This is a genomic window from Collinsella sp. SGI.180 (assembly GCF_050313455.1).
GTDB lineage: Bacteria > Actinomycetota > Coriobacteriia > Coriobacteriales > Coriobacteriaceae > Collinsella.
The window spans coordinates 15,199-33,758 of record NZ_JBNPLL010000003.1; the positions used below are offsets into that span (position 1 = coordinate 15,199).

19 protein-coding genes and 1 tRNA gene are annotated in these 18,560 nt (G+C 59.0%); 17 read left to right on the forward strand and 3 right to left on the reverse strand.

The window, feature by feature from the left end; translation table 11 throughout:
• From ACQRAP_RS01840 to ACQRAP_RS01915, 16 genes are all read left to right on the forward strand, one after another.
• The gene (locus ACQRAP_RS01840; RefSeq protein ID WP_427794747.1) at window positions 1-1,443 is read left to right on the forward strand and encodes a DUF512 domain-containing protein; all 1,443 of its coding nucleotides are present in this window, start codon (window positions 1-3) and stop codon (window positions 1,441-1,443) included.
• A 10-nt stretch (window positions 1,444-1,453) separates the two neighbouring features.
• A complete protein-coding gene (gene der / locus ACQRAP_RS01845; RefSeq protein ID WP_427748050.1) occupies window positions 1,454-2,788 on the forward strand; it encodes a ribosome biogenesis GTPase Der in 1,335 nt (444 codons plus the stop codon).
• The gene (gene plsY / locus ACQRAP_RS01850; protein ID WP_427794748.1) at window positions 2,781-3,464 is read left to right on the forward strand and encodes a glycerol-3-phosphate 1-O-acyltransferase PlsY; all 684 of its coding nucleotides are present in this window, start codon (window positions 2,781-2,783) and stop codon (window positions 3,462-3,464) included. The genes der and plsY overlap by 8 nt, the downstream gene beginning before the upstream one ends.
• A gap of 9 nt (window positions 3,465-3,473) precedes the next feature.
• Window positions 3,474-4,481 carry an NAD(P)H-dependent glycerol-3-phosphate dehydrogenase gene (locus ACQRAP_RS01855; RefSeq protein ID WP_427794749.1) on the forward strand — a complete coding sequence of 336 codons (1,008 nt, stop codon included), beginning with the start codon at window positions 3,474-3,476 and terminating at the stop codon, window positions 4,479-4,481.
• A gap of 18 nt (window positions 4,482-4,499) precedes the next feature.
• Window positions 4,500-5,171, forward strand: coding sequence for a ribulose-phosphate 3-epimerase (rpe, locus tag ACQRAP_RS01860; RefSeq protein ID WP_427748047.1), 672 nt, complete (start codon window positions 4,500-4,502; stop codon window positions 5,169-5,171).
• 6 nt (window positions 5,172-5,177) lie between these two features.
• Window positions 5,178-6,356 carry a cysteine desulfurase family protein gene (locus tag ACQRAP_RS01865; RefSeq protein ID WP_427794750.1) on the forward strand — a complete coding sequence of 393 codons (1,179 nt, stop codon included), beginning with the start codon at window positions 5,178-5,180 and terminating at the stop codon, window positions 6,354-6,356.
• Window positions 6,353-7,162, forward strand: a complete 810-nt coding sequence (locus tag ACQRAP_RS01870; RefSeq protein WP_427794751.1) for a Nif3-like dinuclear metal center hexameric protein — start codon at window positions 6,353-6,355, stop codon at window positions 7,160-7,162. Before ACQRAP_RS01865 ends, ACQRAP_RS01870 begins: the two co-directional genes overlap by 4 nt.
• On the forward strand, window positions 7,159-7,878 hold the full coding sequence (locus ACQRAP_RS01875) for a zinc ribbon domain-containing protein (RefSeq protein ID WP_427726754.1): 720 nt from the start codon (window positions 7,159-7,161) through the stop codon (window positions 7,876-7,878). The genes ACQRAP_RS01870 and ACQRAP_RS01875 overlap by 4 nt, the downstream gene beginning before the upstream one ends.
• 2 nt (window positions 7,879-7,880) lie before the next feature.
• Window positions 7,881-9,095 (forward strand): bifunctional phosphopantothenoylcysteine decarboxylase/phosphopantothenate--cysteine ligase CoaBC, encoded by a 1,215-nt coding sequence (gene coaBC / locus ACQRAP_RS01880; protein ID WP_427794752.1) that lies wholly within the window; start codon window positions 7,881-7,883, stop codon window positions 9,093-9,095.
• A gap of 80 nt (window positions 9,096-9,175) precedes the next feature.
• Window positions 9,176-9,252: transfer RNA gene (locus ACQRAP_RS01885), tRNA-Pro, on the forward strand.
• Between the two features lie 294 nt (window positions 9,253-9,546).
• Window positions 9,547-10,251 carry a CDP-alcohol phosphatidyltransferase family protein gene (locus tag ACQRAP_RS01890; protein ID WP_427794753.1) on the forward strand — a complete coding sequence of 235 codons (705 nt, stop codon included), beginning with the start codon at window positions 9,547-9,549 and terminating at the stop codon, window positions 10,249-10,251.
• 66 nt (window positions 10,252-10,317) lie between these two features.
• Complete coding sequence (locus ACQRAP_RS01895) at window positions 10,318-10,752, forward strand: FHA domain-containing protein (protein WP_195838557.1); 435 nt, start codon at window positions 10,318-10,320, stop codon at window positions 10,750-10,752.
• Between the two features lie 3 nt (window positions 10,753-10,755).
• Entirely contained in the window at window positions 10,756-11,640 is an 885-nt protein-coding gene (locus ACQRAP_RS01900) for a MerR family transcriptional regulator (RefSeq protein ID WP_154516382.1), read from the forward strand.
• Between the two features lie 23 nt (window positions 11,641-11,663).
• A complete protein-coding gene (locus tag ACQRAP_RS01905) occupies window positions 11,664-12,209 on the forward strand; it encodes an adenine phosphoribosyltransferase (protein WP_427794754.1) in 546 nt (181 codons plus the stop codon).
• A gap of 32 nt (window positions 12,210-12,241) precedes the next feature.
• Window positions 12,242-13,363 (forward strand): coiled-coil domain-containing protein, encoded by a 1,122-nt coding sequence (locus tag ACQRAP_RS01910; RefSeq protein WP_154516376.1) that lies wholly within the window; start codon window positions 12,242-12,244, stop codon window positions 13,361-13,363.
• Window positions 13,364-13,540: 177 nt separating this feature from the next.
• Window positions 13,541-14,407 (forward strand): DegV family protein, encoded by an 867-nt coding sequence (locus tag ACQRAP_RS01915; RefSeq protein ID WP_427748039.1) that lies wholly within the window; start codon window positions 13,541-13,543, stop codon window positions 14,405-14,407.
• A 73-nt stretch (window positions 14,408-14,480) separates the two neighbouring features.
• Here ACQRAP_RS01915 and ACQRAP_RS01920 read toward each other — a convergent pair whose 3' ends face one another.
• The gene (locus ACQRAP_RS01920) at window positions 14,481-15,092 is read right to left on the reverse strand and encodes a DUF1836 domain-containing protein (RefSeq protein WP_195838555.1); all 612 of its coding nucleotides are present in this window, start codon (window positions 15,090-15,092) and stop codon (window positions 14,481-14,483) included.
• A gap of 154 nt (window positions 15,093-15,246) precedes the next feature.
• The gene (locus ACQRAP_RS01925; protein ID WP_427794755.1) at window positions 15,247-16,185 is read right to left on the reverse strand and encodes an NAD(P)/FAD-dependent oxidoreductase; all 939 of its coding nucleotides are present in this window, start codon (window positions 16,183-16,185) and stop codon (window positions 15,247-15,249) included.
• Window positions 16,186-16,302: 117 nt separating this feature from the next.
• On the opposite strand from ACQRAP_RS01925, the gene ACQRAP_RS01930 reads away from it, so the two are divergent.
• Window positions 16,303-17,604: an MGDG synthase family glycosyltransferase gene (locus ACQRAP_RS01930; RefSeq protein WP_427794757.1), complete on the forward strand. Its 1,302-nt coding sequence runs from the start codon at window positions 16,303-16,305 to the stop codon at window positions 17,602-17,604.
• A gap of 510 nt (window positions 17,605-18,114) precedes the next feature.
• Here the strand turns inward: ACQRAP_RS01930 and dut are convergent.
• Window positions 18,115-18,558, reverse strand: coding sequence for a dUTP diphosphatase (dut, locus tag ACQRAP_RS01935; protein ID WP_427794758.1), 444 nt, complete (start codon window positions 18,556-18,558; stop codon window positions 18,115-18,117).
• Window positions 18,559-18,560: the final 2 nt, after the last annotated feature.

Sequence of the window (18,560 nt, forward strand, 5' to 3'; positions counted from 1 at the left end):
ATGGACCAGACCGTACCCGCATACGCCGCCGAGGTGGCCGATTACGGGCGCAGCCGCGACCCCGAGCCGGGTGAGGGTGCGCTCGTAAAGAACGTGCGTCCCGAATCGCCCGCATGGGATGTGGGTATCGAGCCGGGCATGCGCGTACTCACGGTCAACGGCGAGCGACTCACCGACATGATCGTGTGGCTCTGGGAGGCCGACGAGGACACCGTCGAGCTGGAGGTATTCGACCCGCGCGACGGCACCGTCACCCCCGTCGAGCTCGATCGCTTTCCCGGCGAGGACTGGGGCCTTGAGTTCGACGGCCCCATCTTTGACGGCATGCGTACCTGCGTAAACGCCTGCGTATTCTGCTTTATGACCATGCTGCCCAAGGGCGGCCGCTCCACGCTGTATATTCGCGACGACGACTACCGCCTGAGCTTTTTACAGGGCAACTTTGTCACGCTCACGAACCTTTCCGACGAGGACGTGCAAAACGTTATCGACCGCAATATGAGTCCCATGAACGTGTCGGTCCATGCCGTAAGCCCCGACGTCCGCCGCCGCATGATGGGCCGTAACGCCCAGCGCGGCATGGACGTGCTCGAGACCATCATGGCCGCCGGCATCGAGATTCACGCGCAGATTGTGCTGTGTCCCGGCATGAACGACGGCGAGGAGCTGCAAAAGACCCTACGCTTTTGCGAGGAACACGAGCAGATCACGAGCCTGGGCATTGTGCCACTGGGCTTTACCAAGCATCAGAGGCGCTTTACCTGGTCATACAGCGACAAACCTGAGCTCGCGCGCGAAACCATTGCCATGATCCGTCCCTTCCAGGATCGTGCCTACAAGCGCTTTGGCCGCCACACCTTCCAGATGAGCGATGAGTTCTATCTGGACGCCGGCATCGAGCCACCCCAGGCCGATTTTTACGACGGCTACCCGCAGTATTACGACGGCATCGGTATGATTCGCTCGTATCTGGACGAGACTGACGACGTACTTGCCGCCGATGCCGAGCGTCTGCGCCGCGTTCGCGAGGCAATCGCCGCCCGTGGCCAGCGCCTCCTGTGCCTCTCCGGCACCAGCGCGCGCGACACCGTGGCGCGCTTTGTGGAGTCGCCACGGGGCCTTGCCGGCACCGTCACCGCTATCGAAAACCGTTACTTTGGCGGCAACGTGGACGTGACCGGCCTCATCGTCGCCTGCGACATTCTGGAGCAGCTGCCGCAGGACCTCTCGGGGGTTATGCTCTTTGTGCCTAAGCTCATGTTCAACGCTGACGGCATGACGCTTGACGAGTATCATCGTGACGATTTACTCGCAAGCCTTGAAGCTCGCGGCGCCGAGGTTCATGTGGTGTCGACCATGCCGCATGAGCTGCTCGATACCCTGGAGCATATCCTTGGCATTGTGCCCGCAGGCTCTACTAATTCCGCTGACCCTACCCATTAAAGGAGTGCAGATGAAACCTATCGTCGCCGTCGTCGGACGCCCCAACGTGGGCAAGTCCACGCTCGTTAACCGCTTGGCCCAGACCTCGGACGCCATCGTCCATGAGTCCCGCGGCGTAACGCGCGACCGCTCCTACCACACGGCCGATTGGAACGGCCGCGAGTTCACCATCGTCGACACGGGTGGCATCGAGCCGCTCAAGAGCGATGACGTCTTTGCCACGTCCATCCGCGACCAGGCCCTCGCCGCCGCCGAGGAAGCCGCCGTCATCCTATTTGTGGTCGACGGCCGCACCGGCGTCACCGAGGAGGACGAGTCGGTCGCCCGCATGCTCAAGCGCTGCGACAAGCCGGTCTTTCTGCTGGTGAACAAGCTCGACAACCCCGATCGCGAAAACGACAGCATCTGGGAGTTTTATTCGCTCGGCATCGGCGAGCCAACGCCGCTCTCGGCCCTGCACGGCCACGGCACGGGCGACCTGCTCGACGACATCGTTGCCCTGTTACCCGAGGAGGAGGACGAGGTCGCCGACGAGTTCCCCGATGCGCTGAACGTCGCCATCATCGGCCGCCCCAATGCCGGTAAGTCCTCGCTGTTCAACCGCATCCTGGGTGCCGACCGCTCTATCGTGTCCAACATCGCCGGCACGACGCGCGACGCCATCGACACCGTCGTGGAGCGCAACGGCAAGCACTACCGCATGGTCGACACCGCGGGTATTCGCAAGAAGAGCACCGTGTACGAGAACATCGAGTACTACTCCATGGTCCGCGGCCTGCGCGCCATCGACCGTGCTGACGTGGCACTGCTCGTCGTCGACGCCTCCGTGGGCGTTACCGAGCAGGACCAGAAGGTCATGGGCTTGGCCATCGAACGCGGCTGCGCCATCGTCGTTCTGCTCAACAAGTGGGACCTGCTCGACGACGACCGCAAGCGCGAGGCCTGCATGGAGACCGTCGACCGCCGTCTGGGCGTCATGGCTCCCTGGGCCCAGTACCTGCGCATCTCGGCCCTGACCGGCCGTAGCGTCGAGAAGATCTGGGCGATGGTCGACGCCGCCGAGAAGACGCGCTCGCAAAAGATCACCACCTCGCGCCTCAACACCTTCCTCACCGACCTGCGCGAGTTTGGCCACACCGTGGTGGACGGCAAGCGTCGCCTGCGCATGCACTACGTGACCCAAACGGGCGTCAACCCGCCGACGTTTACGTTCTTCGTCAACCACAGCGACCTGGTCAACGACACCTACCAGCGCTACGTGGAGAACCGTATGCGCTCGACCTTCGATTTTTCCGGCACGCCCATTCGACTCTTCTTTAGGAAGAAGGAGCAAAAGGATGCATAATCCGATTCTGCTGACCGCCATCTGCGCCGTGGTCTCGTTCTTTATCGGAGCGATTCCGTTTGGCCTGATCCTGGGCCGTGTGTTCAACCACACGGATATTCGCAAGGCGGGCTCCGGCAACATCGGCACCACCAACGCCCTGCGCGTAGCCGGTCCCAAGGTCGCCGCGCTCACGCTGCTGCTCGACTGCTTGAAGGGCGCCATCTGCGTCCTTATCGCGCGTCCGCTCATCGCGAGCGTGGGCTATGGCTTCCCGGTGAGCATCATGGCTCCCGGTGCCGCCGGCGACTGGATGCTCGGCGTCATTTGCCTGGCAGCGGTGTGGGGACACATCTTCTCGCCCTACCTAAACTTCCACGGCGGCAAGGGCATCGCCGTGGGACTGGGCGTCATACTCGCCTGGTACTGGCCCATCGGACTTTCGCTACTGGGCATGTTTATCGTGGCCGTCGCCATCACCAAGTATGTGTCGGTGGGCTCGCTTGCCGCGGCCATCGGTCTTCCCATCGCCGCCTGCGCGGTCTTTCCGTACAGCAGCCTGGGCCTCAAGTTTTGCATGGCGATGATCGGCATCACCGTGGTGTGGGCCCATCGCGCGAACATCAAAAAGCTCATGACGGGTAAGGAATCCAAGCTCTCGTTTACCAAGCGCGTCACCGAGCCCGACGATAAGTAGGAGAGAGTCATGAATGTTGCGCTGATTGGCTCCGGCTCCTGGGGAACCGCCGTCGCCGGCCTTGCCGCCGCGCGAGCCGAGCGCGTGACCATGTGGGCCCACAGCGAGCAGACGGCCGCCGGCATTAACGGTGAGCACCGCAACCCGCGCTATCTGGTGGACTACGAGCTGCCCGGCAACGTCGTCGCCTCCACGGACCTGTCGCGAGCGCTCGACGGTGCCGATGCGATCATCTTTGCCGTGCCCTCCATGCACCTGCGCGACGTGTGCCATCGGGCAGCGCCGTTTATCGATACCGAAACTCCGGTCCTGTGCCTCACCAAGGGCATCGAGCCCGAGTCCGGCATGCTCATGAGCGAGGTCATCGCCAGCGAGATCGGCAACGAGGCGCGTGTGGCGGCGCTCTCGGGCCCCAACCATGCCGAGGAGATATGCCGCGGCGGACTTTCCGCCGCCGTCATCGCCAGCAAAGACTCGCAGGTAGGGGAGACCTTTAAGGACCTGCTCCTATCCACGGCCTTCCGCATCTATCTGTCGCAGGACATGACCGGCGTCGAGGTTTGCGGCGCCATGAAAAACGTCATCGCCATCGTGTGCGGCATCTCCGCCGGTACCGGCGCAGGCGACAACACGCTCGCCCTTATCATGACGCGCGGCCTGGCAGAAATCAGCCGACTGGTGCACGCCCGCGGCGGCCAGGCCATGACCTGTATGGGTCTTGCCGGCATGGGCGACCTTATTGCCACCTGCACCTCCGAGCATTCGCGCAACCGCACCTTCGGCTACGAGTTTGCCCACGGCGTATCGCTCGACGAGTACCAGGCGCGCACGCATATGGTGGTCGAGGGCGCCGTCGCCGCCCGCAGCGTGAGCGAGCTCGCCCGTTCGCTGGGCGTAGACATTCCGCTCACCTTTGCCGTGGAGCAAACGCTCTACAACGGTGTTACTTTGGATAGGGCGCTCGAGATCCTTACCGACCGCGTCCCCTCTCAAGAGTTCTACGGACTCACCGACTAGCGCAGAAAGGCTACTACCATGGGTTCCATCAAAATCGCTCCGTCCGTCCTCTCAGCCGACATGGCCAACCTCAAGGGCGAGCTCGACAAGATCGCCGGCGCCGACTATGTGCACTTCGACGTCATGGACGGTCACTTTACCGGCAACCTCACCTTTGGCGTCGAAATCCTCAAGGCCGTCAAGCGCTCCACCAAGGTGCCGGTCGACGCGCACCTGATGGTGTCGAACCCCGACGAGACCGTCGATTGGTATGCCGACGCCGGCGCCGATATGATCACCGTGCACTATGAGGCCTCCACGCACCTGCACCGCACGCTCACACACCTACAGCAGCGCGGCGTCAAGGCCGGCGTGGTGCTCAACCCCGCCACTCCCGTCTGCGTGCTCGAGAGCATCATCGAGGTCGTCGACATCGTGCTGCTCATGAGCGTGAACCCCGGCTTTGGCGGCCAGAGCTTTATCCCGGGCACGCTGCATAAGCTCCACGAGCTCAAGGCCATGTGCGAGCGCCACGGTGTGTCGCCCATGATCGAGGTCGACGGCGGCATCTCTTCCAAAAACATTGCCGAGGTCGTCAAGGCCGGTGCCGATGTCCTGGTGGCCGGCTCCGCCGTATTTAAGTCCGAAGATCCCGCCGCCGAGGTTGCGCTGCTGCAGAAGCTGGGCAACGAGGCCGCACAGGAGGCATAAACCCTTATGACCGCAGGTCAAAACCGCATACCCGTGAATCTTGACTATGCCGCCTCGACGCCCATGCGCGCCGAGGCGCTCCTTGCGCAGCGCGAATATGACGACAGCGAGCTCGCCGGCGTCAACCCCAACTCGCTGCACTCGCTCGGCCGCAAGGCTGCCGCACGTCTGGAGGTTGCACGCCGCGAGATCGCCCGCAGCTTTGGCGCGCGCGTTCGCCCGTCCGAGATTGTCCTAACCAACGGCGGTACCGAGGCCAACCAGCTGGCGCTCCTCGGGCTTGCCGAGGGTGCTCGTCAGCGCGATCGTAAGCGCGATCGTGTAATCGTTTCGGCCATCGAGCACGATTCGATTCTGGACAACCTGCCGCTACTGCGTGCCGCCGGCTTTACCGTCGACCTGGTGCAGCCCTGCCGTGCGGGTTACATCGAGCCTGCCGCGCTGAGCGACTTGTTGGGCGACGACGTCGCGCTCGTGAGCATCATGGCCGCCAACAACGAGACCGGTGTGGTACAGCCTATCCGCGAACTTGCCGCGGCTGCGCACACCGCGGGCGCCCTGTTCCACACCGATGCCATCCAGGGCTATCTGCATATTCCGCTCGATGTGACCGAACTGGGCGTCGATGCTATGACCGTTGCAGCACACAAGATTGGCGGCCCCGTAGCCTCCGGCGCGTTATACCTAAAAAGCCGCACGCCGCTGCGCCCCCGCATCTTTGGCGGAGGACAGGAAGCCGGACGTCGTGCCGGCACGCAGGACCTGCGCACGCAGCTGGCCTTTGCCGCTGCCGCCTTGTCTCTGGCGCCCCATGTGGCTCAGGAGCGCAAGAAGCTGCAAGCCCTTTCCGACAAGCTCTACGCCACGCTTACGGCCCATCCGCGCATCCACGCCACCATGGGCGACTACACGCAGGCCGACCGTCTGCCCGGCATGGTATCGCTCTATATTGACGGCATGGACTCCGAGGAGCTCATCATCAAGCTCGATGCCGCCGGTTTTGAGGTGTCGGCCGGATCGGCATGCTCGAGCGGCAGCATGGACCCGAGCCACGTGCTGAGCGCCATGGGCATTGGTCGCGAGCAGGCGCTGGGCGCACTGCGCATCTCCTTCGATGACCGCGTGAATCCGAGCGATCTGGACGACTTTGCCCAGACGCTGCTCTCGATCGTAGGTGCCGCATGATCGTCGCCGAGCTCGAGCGTGCCCTGCTGGCACGCTATCCCAAGACGGACGCCGAGCCCTGGGACCACGTAGGCTTATCCGTTGGCGACCCCGACGACGAGATCCGCGGCGTTGCCTGCGCGCTTGACGCTACCAGGGACAACGTGCAGCGCGCCTTGAAAGCCGGAGCCAACGTGTTGCTCACGCATCATCCCGTCTACATCAAGGCGCCCGAGTCGTTTTGCCCGCCCAGCGCAACGCGCCCCCAGTGCAGCGCGGCGCTCTACGAGGCGGCCCGCTGCGGGGTGAGCATTATCTCGCTCCACACCAACCTGGACCGCTCGCACGAGGCACGCATCTGCCTAAGTAAGCTGTTGGACGCCGTGCCCGATAGCTCGCTGGAGCACGTGGACGACCCCAAGGCCTGCGGCCTGGGAGTTTTTGCGACACTCAACGACCCGTGCACGCTGCGCGATCTTGCCGCCCGTGCTGCCACGGCCTTTGGCAGCGACCCACGCGTATGGGGCGATGCCGAGCGCCCGTGCCGCACCGTCGCTATTCTGGGCGGCTCCCTCGGCGACTTTGGCGAGCTTGCCATCGCCGCCGGTGCGGATGTCATCGTGACGGGAGAGGCGGGCTATCACGTGGCGCAAGATCTTGCCTTGCGCGGGCTGAGCGTGATCTTGCTCGGCCACGACCGCTCCGAGGAGCCGTTCGTGGATATCTTGATGAACTCTGCGGTTGACGCCGGGGTCGACCCCCGTCATGCGATTAAAATACTGAACCCTTGCCAATGGTGGACTGTGACAAAAGGAGAGAACTTATGAGCGCCGGCGCTACGCTACTCAAGCTGCAACAGATCGATTTGGAGCTCGCCCGCAACAAGAGCGAACTTGCCAATATGCCGGAGCTCAAGGAGCTCGCCTCAAAGCGCAAAACCTATGTAAAGCTTAAGTCCGAAATGACCAAGCTCTATGCTCAGCGCAAGGACCTCGACATTGAGCTGGACGATCTCAACACCACCGAGATCCAGACCAACAACGCCATCGAGGCCGCCAAGAAACGCCACTTCGACGGCTCTGACTACCGCGAGGTCCAGGATCTGGAAAACGAGCTCGCCACCCTGGCCAAGCGACTGGACAAGATTGAGCACACCCGCAAGGATGTCGTTGTCGCCCACAAGGAGGCGCTCGACCGTGAGGCTCGCGCGCAGGCCATCATCGCCAAATTCGAGGAGGGCGTGAAGGCCGACACCAAGGCCGCCCGTGCCAAGGCCGCCGACCTGCAGGCCCAGATTGATGCCGCCACCAAGGAGCGCACCGCGCTTGCCGCCACGCTGCCGACCGACGTGCTCACCGACTACGAGCGTCTGCTCAAGCAGTTCCGCGGCCTGGCCGTCGAGACCATTAAGGGCAACATCCCCACGGTCTGCCACACCGCGCTGCAGGCGTCGTCCATGAGCGACCTCAACCACGACGGTAGTGAGATTACGCACTGTCCGTACTGCCACCGCCTGCTCGTGCTCCCCAACAAGGAAGCCTAACAATGACGACGGCACCCGACAATTCAATGCAACTTGAGGGAAAAACGATCCTGCTGGGCATTACCGGCGGGATCGCCGCCTATAAGTCGTGCAATATCGTGCGCCTGCTGCAAAAGCGCGGCGCCCGCGTCAAGGTCGTTATGAGCGAGCATGCCACCGAGTTTGTAGGCCCGCTCACTTTTCGCGCGCTCACGGGCGAGCCGGTCGCCGTGGGTCTGTTCGACGACCCCTCCGACCCCATCCACCATATCTCGCTGGCGCAGGAGCCCGACTTGGTGGTCGTGGCGCCCGCGACGGCCAATATCATCGCCAAGATGGCCAACGGCATCGCCGATGACCTCATCTCCACCACGCTGCTTGCCACGCCGCGTCCTATCGTGGTCGCGCCGGCCATGAACAATGGCATGTGGAAGGCGCCGGCCACGCAGGCAAACATAACCACGCTGCGTGAGCGCGGTGTCCACGTTGTGGGTCCGGGTAGCGGCTACCTTGCCTGCGGCGATGTGGACACGGGACGCATGAGCGAGCCCGAGGACATCGTCGAGTCCGTCTGCAAGCTGCTCGACCCCGCTCCTCAGGACCTTGTGGGCAAGCGCATCGTGATCACCGCCGGCCCCACGCACGAGCCGATCGACCCCGTGCGCTTCATTGGCAACCGTTCATCGGGCAAGATGGGTATCGCCCTGGCGGGGGAGGCCGCGCGCCGCGGTGCCGCCGTCACGCTCGTGCTGGGGCCGACATCGCTCGACGTTCCCTGCGATGTAGCGTGCGTGCGCGTACAAACCGCCTCGGAAATGCTCCATGCTGCGCTGAGCGCCTTCCAGACGGCCGACGCGGCCATTTGTGCCGCCGCCGTCGCCGACTACACGCCTGCGGCCCCGGCGGACCATAAACTCAAAAAGGCCAACGAGCGCCTGGATCGAATTGAGCTCGTCGAGACCGTTGACATCCTGGCCGAACTCTCACGCCAAAAGGGCGATCGCCGTGTGATCGGCTTTGCGGCCGAGACCGATAACGTCGTGGAGTACGCGCAGCGCAAACTCGTGCGCAAGGGTTGCGATGCCATTATCGCCAACGATGTCTCGCGCGCCGATTCGGGCTTTGGGACCGATACCAACAAGGCCTGGATAGTGAGTACAGCGGGCACGCAAGAACTTCCCGTACTAACAAAACCCCAGCTCGCAGATACAATTTTAGACTTGCTTCAAAATTTGTAAAAAAGTTCTTGCACAAGGACAAAGTTTCGGGTTACTATACTCCCTGTTGCGAGCGAGAGCAGAGCAACAAACAAAAGCTTCGGGACGTGGCGCAGCTTGGTAGCGCACTTGACTGGGGGTCAAGGGGTCGCTGGTTCGAATCCAGTCGTCCCGACCAGAAGTTTGCAGGTCAGGCACCTAGTGCCTGACCTTTTTTGTTTTAAGCAATTGCTTACAGCAACGAAGAGTCAACGACTTTCACGTTCAATACGTCTGCGCAACAAAAACCTGTACAACAGCCTCCAAAAACAACATTTTTCGACATGTTCGGAGGCTGATGTACGCTAGTGCGATAAACATCCCGGCCGATACCGTCCTCCACATGTCTGGACTCTCTATGCTCGCGCTGGATAGACATCGCCAGAACGGGTATAGTATCGAGAGTTTTGTCGTTTACCAGCGGGGGAGTCCTGTGGGCATCAAAAAGAAGATCAAAAAGGAGCTTATCGGCACCTCCGATTACCCGTCGAATAAGATTTTCACGATCTCCAATTTCATAACCTTCACGCGCCTGATCCTCACGCTGGTCTTCCTGTACCTGTTTGTGACGGACAACAACCGTGTCGTCGCCATTGTCATCTATGCCATCGCGGCTTCCACCGACTGGATGGACGGTCAGATTGCCCGCATGACTAAAACGGTCTCGTGGCTCGGCAAGGTTATGGATCCCATCTGCGACCGTGCGCTGCTATTTACAGGAGTTTTAGGTCTCGTGGTTCGCGGCGAGCTTCCCATCTGGGTCTGCGTGCTCATCATTGGGCGCGATATCTACCTGGGCATCGGCACGCTCATCGTGCGCCACTACCACCGCCGCCCCATCGACGTAGTGTTTCCCGGCAAGATTGCCACGGCGCTGCTCATGACCGGCTTCTCGCTCATGCTGCTTGGCTTTCCCGTCGTGGACGGCTGGCATCTGCTGCCCGCCACGTTCACGGCCTTCCCGGGCCTCAACGGCAGCTCGGTACCGCTCGGCATCTTCTTTGTGTATGGCGGCGTCATCTTCTCCATGGTCACCGCTGTCATCTATTCCATTAAGGGTGGAGCGGCCATTAAACAGGCTGTTGCGCATCCAGAGGACGAAGACGTCGACTTTCTTAACCCCGAAATCGAAGACTAAGCCATTGGGGTATTATTACGTACAGTTCATTCTTTGCGGCATGTCCGCGTTAAGTTAGGGGTTGTCATGGACAACATGGTTAACAATATGCCTCAAAACGATAAGACTGCCGACGCAACCTGCGTCTTCCGTGTGCCTTCGAGCGACGTTACCGTTCCCGATCTTATGGCGAACGTTCGCATCACTGCCCCCGTTCTGTCTATTGTCAAGGGGCCGCAGACCGGTGCTGCCTTTGAACTCGAGGATGATGTGACCACCATTGGCCGCGATCCGGCAAACGGCATTTTCCTCAATGACATGACCGTATCGCGTAGCCACGCACGCATTATTCGCGAGGGTCTGGCTGCTCGCATCGAGGACTTAGGCTCGCTCAACGGCACGTGGGTTGATGGCGCCATCGTCAATGCCGCCCCGCTGCACGACGGATCTTCCGTCCAGATCGGTACGTTTACGCTCATCTACCACGAGAGCACGCCGGAGCGCATCGAAACCGGTGAGTAGGGCATGGCCGAACGCAACTATCTGAGTATCGGCCAGGTCGTCAATTTACTTCGAGGCGCATACCCCGATCTTTCGAACTCAAAAATTAGATTTCTAGAAGATGAGGGGCTCATCACCCCTCATCGTACGCCTAAGGGGTATCGCCAATACTCCAAGGAGGACGTTGACCGTCTAGAGGTCATTCTGCACCTGCAGAAGACGCGCTACATGCCGCTCAACGTGATCAAGCAACGCCTGGAAAACGCTACAGATCTCTCCACGCTTGCCTACGAGGTGGGCCTGCTGTCCGATGTTCCGCTCAAGACGGAGCCCAAGGAAACCAAGCAAAAGCTGCACCCCATCGAGACCATTCCGGATATGTTGGGCGTCGAGATCTCGTTTATTCGCTCCTTGGCCGAAAACGACCTTATTCGCATTATCAAGAGTCCGCAGAACCGCGAGCTCGTCGACGGGCGCGATTTTCCGATTATCCGCTACTGTTCCGAGCTGTCACGCTTTCATATCGAGCCGCGAAACCTTCGTCAGTACGTATCATCCGCCAACCGCGAGTCTTCGATGTTCGAGCAAGTGCTCGTGAGTATGCTTGGCATGGACACCTCCGATGACGAACGCGATGCCAAGCTCGAACGCGCGTTTAAGAAGTTGCATGACCTCACCGAGGGCGTGCATACTGCGCTGCTCAAGAACCGCGTATTTGAGTCACTCAACGCCGTAGTCGAGGACGCCGATATCGATGCCCTCGATGAGGAGATCGCACGCTCCGAATCAACCAAGGCCAAAAGCGAAGAGGCATCTGCCTCCGCGGTCCCCGTGCGCGAGGAATCCCTCGTGCAGCCGCTTAAGGTTGTCGCCCCCTCGCACACCGGCACCGCCAGCGCGGACAAATAAACGCTTCTACAAACCAGCCTCCCATGAAAGGTCACACCATGTACGACTTCGAATCTCACATCGTCGACATCCCCGACTATCCCGAGCCCGGAGTCGTCTTTAAGGACATCACGCCGCTCTTTAGCAATCCCGAAGCGCTTAAAGCCATGGTCGACGCGCTAACGGAGCATTTCTCCGGTATGGGCATCACTAAGGTTGTAGGACCCGAGGCTCGCGGTTTTATGGTAGGCGTGCCTGTTGCCGTGGCACTCGGCGCGGGCTTTGTTCCTGCACGTAAACCGGGAAAACTGCCACGTAAGACCGTTAGCCAGGAATACGAGCTCGAGTATGGAACCGATTCGATTGAGATTCACGTCGATGCCATCAGCTCTAAAGATACCGTGTTGATTCTGGACGACTTGGTCGCGACAGGCGGAACCGTTGAGGCAACAGGTAAACTAGTGCGAGATATGGGCGCAAAGCTCGTAGGTTATGGTTGTATCCTTGAGCTTGCGTTTCTCAACCCGCGCAAGAAGCTCACGCCTTCTAACGAGGACGTTGAGCTCTTTAGCCTGGTAACGGTGAACTAGCCGCTACCATTAGATACTGGAAAGGAAGCTCCATGCGCACAGCAAACACGCACAAAAACATGGCACGCTGCGCAGCTACGGCAACCCTCGCTTGTGTTTTGGGCTTGGGCCTCGCGGCTCCTGCCTATGCCGATACCGCGTCCGATCTTGCCGCCGCTCGTACCAAACTCGAGCAGATCGGTACGCAAACCCAGCAAATTCATGAAGAACTCTCCGCTCAGACGCAGGAGCTTGATCAGACTGCAGGCGAGATCACGCAAAAGCAGCAAGAGATTGCCGAGGGCCAGGCAAAGCTTTCGAGCTACGTTGCCGGTGAGTACAAGACCGGCGGTCTGAGTCTCCTTCAGGTTCTGACGGGCGTCGACGATCTGGGCGATATGCTCAACCGTTTGTTCTACTACGGCAAGGTTTCCGACAAGCAGGCCCAGACCATTCAGGAGGTCAAGGACCTTAAGCAGCAGCTCACCGATAAGCAGGCCGAGCAGGAGAAGAACGTCGCCGCGACGCAGAAGAAGGTCGACGAACTCAACGCCCAGCAGGCTGAGGCCCAGAGTGTCGTGAACTCCCTGGATTCACAGCTGCAGGCCGAGCTTGCTGCCGAGGCCGAGGCGAACGCCGCGCTGCAGGCTGGCATAAATGCCAGCACCGCCGAAAAGGCCACGGTGAGCAACGACACCGCCGGTACGACCGAGAACACCAACAATGGTGGCGGTACGACCAACAACGGCGGCGGCAACACGCCTGCGCCCGCGCCCGCTCCTGCTCCCACGCCGCAGCCCTCCACGCCCGCCCCGGCACCGGCCCCTTCCGCGCCGAGCCAGTCCGTTGACGGCGGCAGCGTTGTCTCTCGCGCTTATAGCAAGCTTGGTTGCGCTTATTCCTGGGGCGGTATTGGCCCGAACAGCTTTGACTGCTCCGGCTTTGTAAGCTACTGCCTCACCGGTCGCTACTGTCGCCTGGGCACTACCGGCACCTTCATGGGTTGGCCCCGTGTTTCTGATCCTCAGCCGGGCGACGTCGTGGTTAACTCTTACCACACCGGCATCTACATTGGTAACGGCCAGATGATCCATGCTTCCGACTACAGCACGGGCGTTATCATCAGCTCCGTTGCCGCTGGCATGAACAACAATTATATTTTCGTTCGCTATTAAGTGTTTTAACTCAGCTAACGAAAGTGGACCTCGTATCCTTTGGGAGCGAGGTCCATTGTTTTATCTCGACCGCCCATTTTGTGTGTAAACTACAATCTAGTTTTGAATACTAGATATGCGCAGCATCTATCCAAAAGATAGCTATAATTGTTGAGGAACAACTAGAAAGGACCCTCAATGAGCTGGGCACTCATCTCAGATTCGAGCTGCAATCTTCGCGATTGGCAACCAACCGCACCTCATACCACCTTTGCATTTGCACCCCTTAAGATCCGAGTGGGGGAGCGTGAATTTGTCGACGATCTCTCGCTCGATGTTCACGAGCTTAATGTTGCCATTCAATCGGAATCCAGCGCATCATCGAGCTCCTGCCCAAGCGTAGGGGAGTGGGCTGAGCTCTTTAAGCTCGCCGACAAGACGATCTGCATGCCCATCTCCGAGGGCGTCTCGGGAAGCTACAATGCCGCGGCCACTGCGCGTGACATGGTGCTTGCCGAAGAGCCCAATCGTAAGATTCACCTGGTTAATTCGCGCGCAGCAGGCGGCAAGATGGACCTGATCTTCTTACTGTTTGATCGCTATCTTGCAAGTAAACCGGATGCCTCCTTTGAGGAAGCCTGCGCCTACTTCGATAGCTTGGAGCAGAACAGCAAAATCCTCTTTAGTTTATGCAATTACGAAAACCTTGCGAAGGCCGGACGTATCCCCAAGGCGGCCGGTGTTATTGCCAACAAGCTCAACATCCGCATTTTGGGCACGGCGAGCGAAGCGGGCGAAATTGAACTCGTTGGGCATACGCGAGGCGAAAAGAAGATGCTCACCAAGATTGTCGACACCATGGCGGCCGAGGGTTTCACGGGCGGCGAGGTCATCATCGATCACGTTGAGAACGAAGCTGGAGCCCAGGCGCTTGCCGACCGCATTGTGGAGCACTGGCCAGGCTCCAAGACTATCATCATGCCCTGCAACGGCCTAGATTCCTATTACGCCGAGATGCATGGTCTCATCATCGGCTACGGCATGGGCATGGCTTCGGGCCAATAAAGCTCAACCAAGCAAAAACGCGGACGGGACAAAGTGACTGATGGCTCTTTATCCCGCCCGCGTTATACGTCGCCTAGCTATTAAACCCATTGAACTTGAGGTAGCTCATCAGGTACGCCTTCGAAACGAAGGAAGAAACCGCACTGCGTACAAGCAGCGATTCACGCGTAACCTGATGTGCGGTATCGGGCACGGGAGTCTGCTCAAGGGAAAAAGCCGCTCGAATCGATGCCTCAAGTTGATCGACTACATAATCGAAAGCCGTCGGAGCGTCGTAGCTCAAGCGCTGAATATTAAAGAGCGCCTGAACCGCAGCGATGGGCAGCACCTGTTTAAAGATACAAATGGCGATGAGACGCGCAATCTGCTCACGGCCATACTGCTTTTTAACCGGAGCAGGAACGAGGCCGACCTTTACGTAGTTATTGATCATCGAAGGTGTGATAACGGGCTGCTCTACGCAAATCGAAAGCGGCTCCATCCACAGCGCAACATATTCAATAACCTGATCGCGATAGAGCGTTACATTGGGCAGCTGGTCATAGCGCGGCAGGCTCAACACATTGAGTTTGCCCACCATATCGGACTGAATAAATGCATCCGGCAGCACCGTCGGCTGAATATCCTCCGGCTTAATGCTGACCGATGTATCGGACATCGGGATAACATGTTTGACGTGGTTCATAAGAGACCTCCGTTCGTTTTCTATATTGTATTCTAGATTATCTAGTTTTGCATACCACATAGCCGCTAAGTAAAAGTGGTTGGACAGCACATTGGCGCAGCGTCCAACCACTTTGTATAAAGATAGCAACCTTACATAAGATATATTATCGTACTTATCCTCGTAAGAAGGCGTATGCGCTGGTAGCCGCTATGGCTCCGTCCGAAACGGCGGTCACAACCTGGCGTAAACGCTTGGAACGGATATCGCCGGCAGCAAACAAACCCGGCGTGCACGTGGCCATCGAGTCGTCGGTAACGATACCGCCGTCAGGCGCCAGATCCACCAGATGCTGTACAAGCTCGGTATGGGGCTGTGTTCCGGCAAAGACAAAGATGCCAAACGAACCTGGATCGAAGGACTCGGAATAGGTATCACCGGTGGCGTTGTCCTTAAACGTGATAGTTGTAGGCATGACCTCGCCCGATAGCTCCACAATACTAGTTTGGTACCTAACAGAAATATTATCTTTAGCGAGCACCTTTTGAACCACGCCATCGGGAGCACGGAACTGATCGCGGCGCAAGACGATGGTCACGCTGCTGGCAATTTCTGATAAGAACAGGGCTTCCTCGCAGGCAGCATTACCGCCGCCAATGACAAAGACCTGTTTGCCACGAAAGAACATGCCATCGCACGTCGCACAATACGAAACGCCGCGACCGCGATACGTATCCTCGCCAACAAAACCAGCAGAGCGCGGCGTGGCGCCCATGCAGGCAATAACGCTTGAAGCCATCGTGTCGCCCGTATCGTGATGCACCGTAAACAGCGCCGCATTCGCATCGTAATCGATACCCGTCACCATGCTCCATACGACCTGCGCACCCAGGCCCTCTGCATGCTGCTGAAAACGCTCGCCGAGTTCGGCGCCGCTCAAGAGCGGAATGCCCGGATAGTTTTCGACCTCATTGGTTGTGGCGATCTGTCCTCCCGACATGCCTTGCTCAATCACGGTCGTCGTTAGGTTGGAGCGCGACGCATAAATGGCTGCAGCATAGCCCGCTGGGCCGCCGCCGATAATCGCAACATCGATCGGCTGATTGGTAGTCATGAAGAGACCTCCTGTCGAAACATTGGCGTTCTTTGCGCTCATACCCAAATTTAGGAGAACATGACAGTCATGCACTACAATGATTCTTTGCGAAACAACGATGAAGGGGAGTTATCGATGGATCAAACGCAGATGGGCAATGACGCTCCCCTGCCCACGCAAAGCGCCCCCCAATCGGAGCAATTGATGCCGTCACCCGCACAAAAGCCCTTAGTGACCATTGTCCACGCATCGGTTGGTTCGGGACACAAAGCGGCAGCCAATGCTATCGCACAAGCATTCGAGCTTATACGCGGCACCAAGGGCATACCGCAGGATGTCGAGATTGAGGTCTTGGATATCCTCGATTTTGGACGCATAAAATTCGACGGCAACAAAACGGCCGCATCGTTTACCGGCACCACACGCCCAATTTATGACTTGACCTGGCGATATACCCTTACCGGACACCTGCTTTGGGGCGGCGGCACGGCATGGTCGCGCATTATGTTCCCCGCATTTAACGAATACGTTCGCACTCGTAGGCCTATTGCCGTGGTCGCCACACATATCACGGCAGCCAACGTTGCAGTTGGTGCGCGCGTCATTACGGGCATCGACTATCCCGTCATTTGCGTGCCGACCGATTACGAAGTCGAGGGCTGGTGGCCCCATAAGGACACTGACTTATTCTGCGTGGCAAACGAGTTTATGGCCGAGACGCTCCGCCCACGCAAGGTTCCCGAGGCAAAGATACGCATTACGGGCATCCCTATTCGCGCTGGATTTGACACGGATTACAATCGTGAGGAAGAACTCGAGAAGTTCAATCTCCCTATCGACAAGACCATTGTGCTGGTAATGGCCGGCGCCAGTTTGCCTCAACCGTACGTTCGCTTTCGCGCGGCGATGGACCACACCCTCCCCTTCCTCCGTAGCTTCGAGGATATGCACTTTGTCTTTTTGCCGGGCAAGGACACGGAATACGCCACGCGCCTGAAAACGCTCTTCGAAGCCATGAAACTCGAAAACGTCACGGTTCTTGACTATGTCAATGACATGGCAGCGCTCATGCACGGCTGCGATCTGGCAATTCTCAAATCGGGCGGACTCACTGTTACCGAATGCTTGTGTGCACACCTGCCGATGATTCTGTTGGGCAAGTCCTATGGCCAGGAAAAGGCCAACACCACCATGCTCACCGACTTGGGCGCCAGCATGCATGTCACCACCGCACGCGAGCTCATCGTGACGCTGCGCCATCTCCACGATCATCCCGAGTCGCTCAAGGCACTGCTCATCAATGGCGAAGTGCTACGCCGTCCACACGCGGCCGAGGACATCGCCATCGCAACTATGGAACTTGCAGGCAAGCCCCAAAAGCGCAAACGAGCCTTCTGCCGCTTCTACTGGGGCGGAAAACCCGCGCATATCCGCTAGGCGAAAGTCCGCTGCTCGGCGGGAGCCGCCCATATATCATTCCATGCTCAAACATTCTCGCTGCGCGCTCGTATCCCTCCCGCCCGCTTCTCACACATATCATTCCATGCTCAAACATTCTCGCTTCGCAGGGCGCACTAATCCCACCCGTCCGGGACTCACCCATATCATTCCATGCTCAAACATTCTCGCTTCGCTGCGCTCGCTGCGAAACTGCGCGTGGAACGATATGGGTGAGTCCCGGACGAGAGGTTTCCTGCTTGAAAACAAATTGCAATCCGACTAGAAAGCCGGTGCGACAAAGGAGAAACTCCCTTGTCGCACCGGCTTACAAATTGATTAATGCTATCAGCTTCCAGCGAAGAGGCACGGTAGTTACAAGCATACAAACGTAGCTCACCCGTGGGAGGGCCCTATATATCGTCCCACGCGCAGTTTCGCAGCGCAGCGAGAATGTTTGAGCATGGGATGATATATAGGGCCCTCCCACGGGTGAGCGGACGGAAGCAACTAGGCGACGCCGCTGGAGCCGAAGCCTCCGTTGCCTCGGTCCGTTTCGTCTAGTTCGTCTACCTCCACGAGATTGACCGTGGGAACTTCTTGGATGACGAGTTGAGCGATTCGGTCACCCTTGTTGATCTGGATTTCATTGGATGGATCCAGGTTGATAAGGATGACTTTGAGTTCTCCTCGGTAGTGGGCGTCGATGAGGCCAGGAGTGTTAACTATAGACAGACCCTGCTTAATAGCCAGGCCACTGCGAGGCTGAACGAAGCCAGCGTATCCATCGGGCAGCGCGATCGCAAGACCAGTAGAGACCAAGCGTCGCTCGAAGGGCTTAAGGGTACAGTCCTCATTGGCACGGAGGTCCAAACCGGCATCTGAGGGATGGGCGTATTTGGGAAGCTCGATCGTAGGGTCGAGACGCTTAATGTTGACTGTAATGTTGGACATAA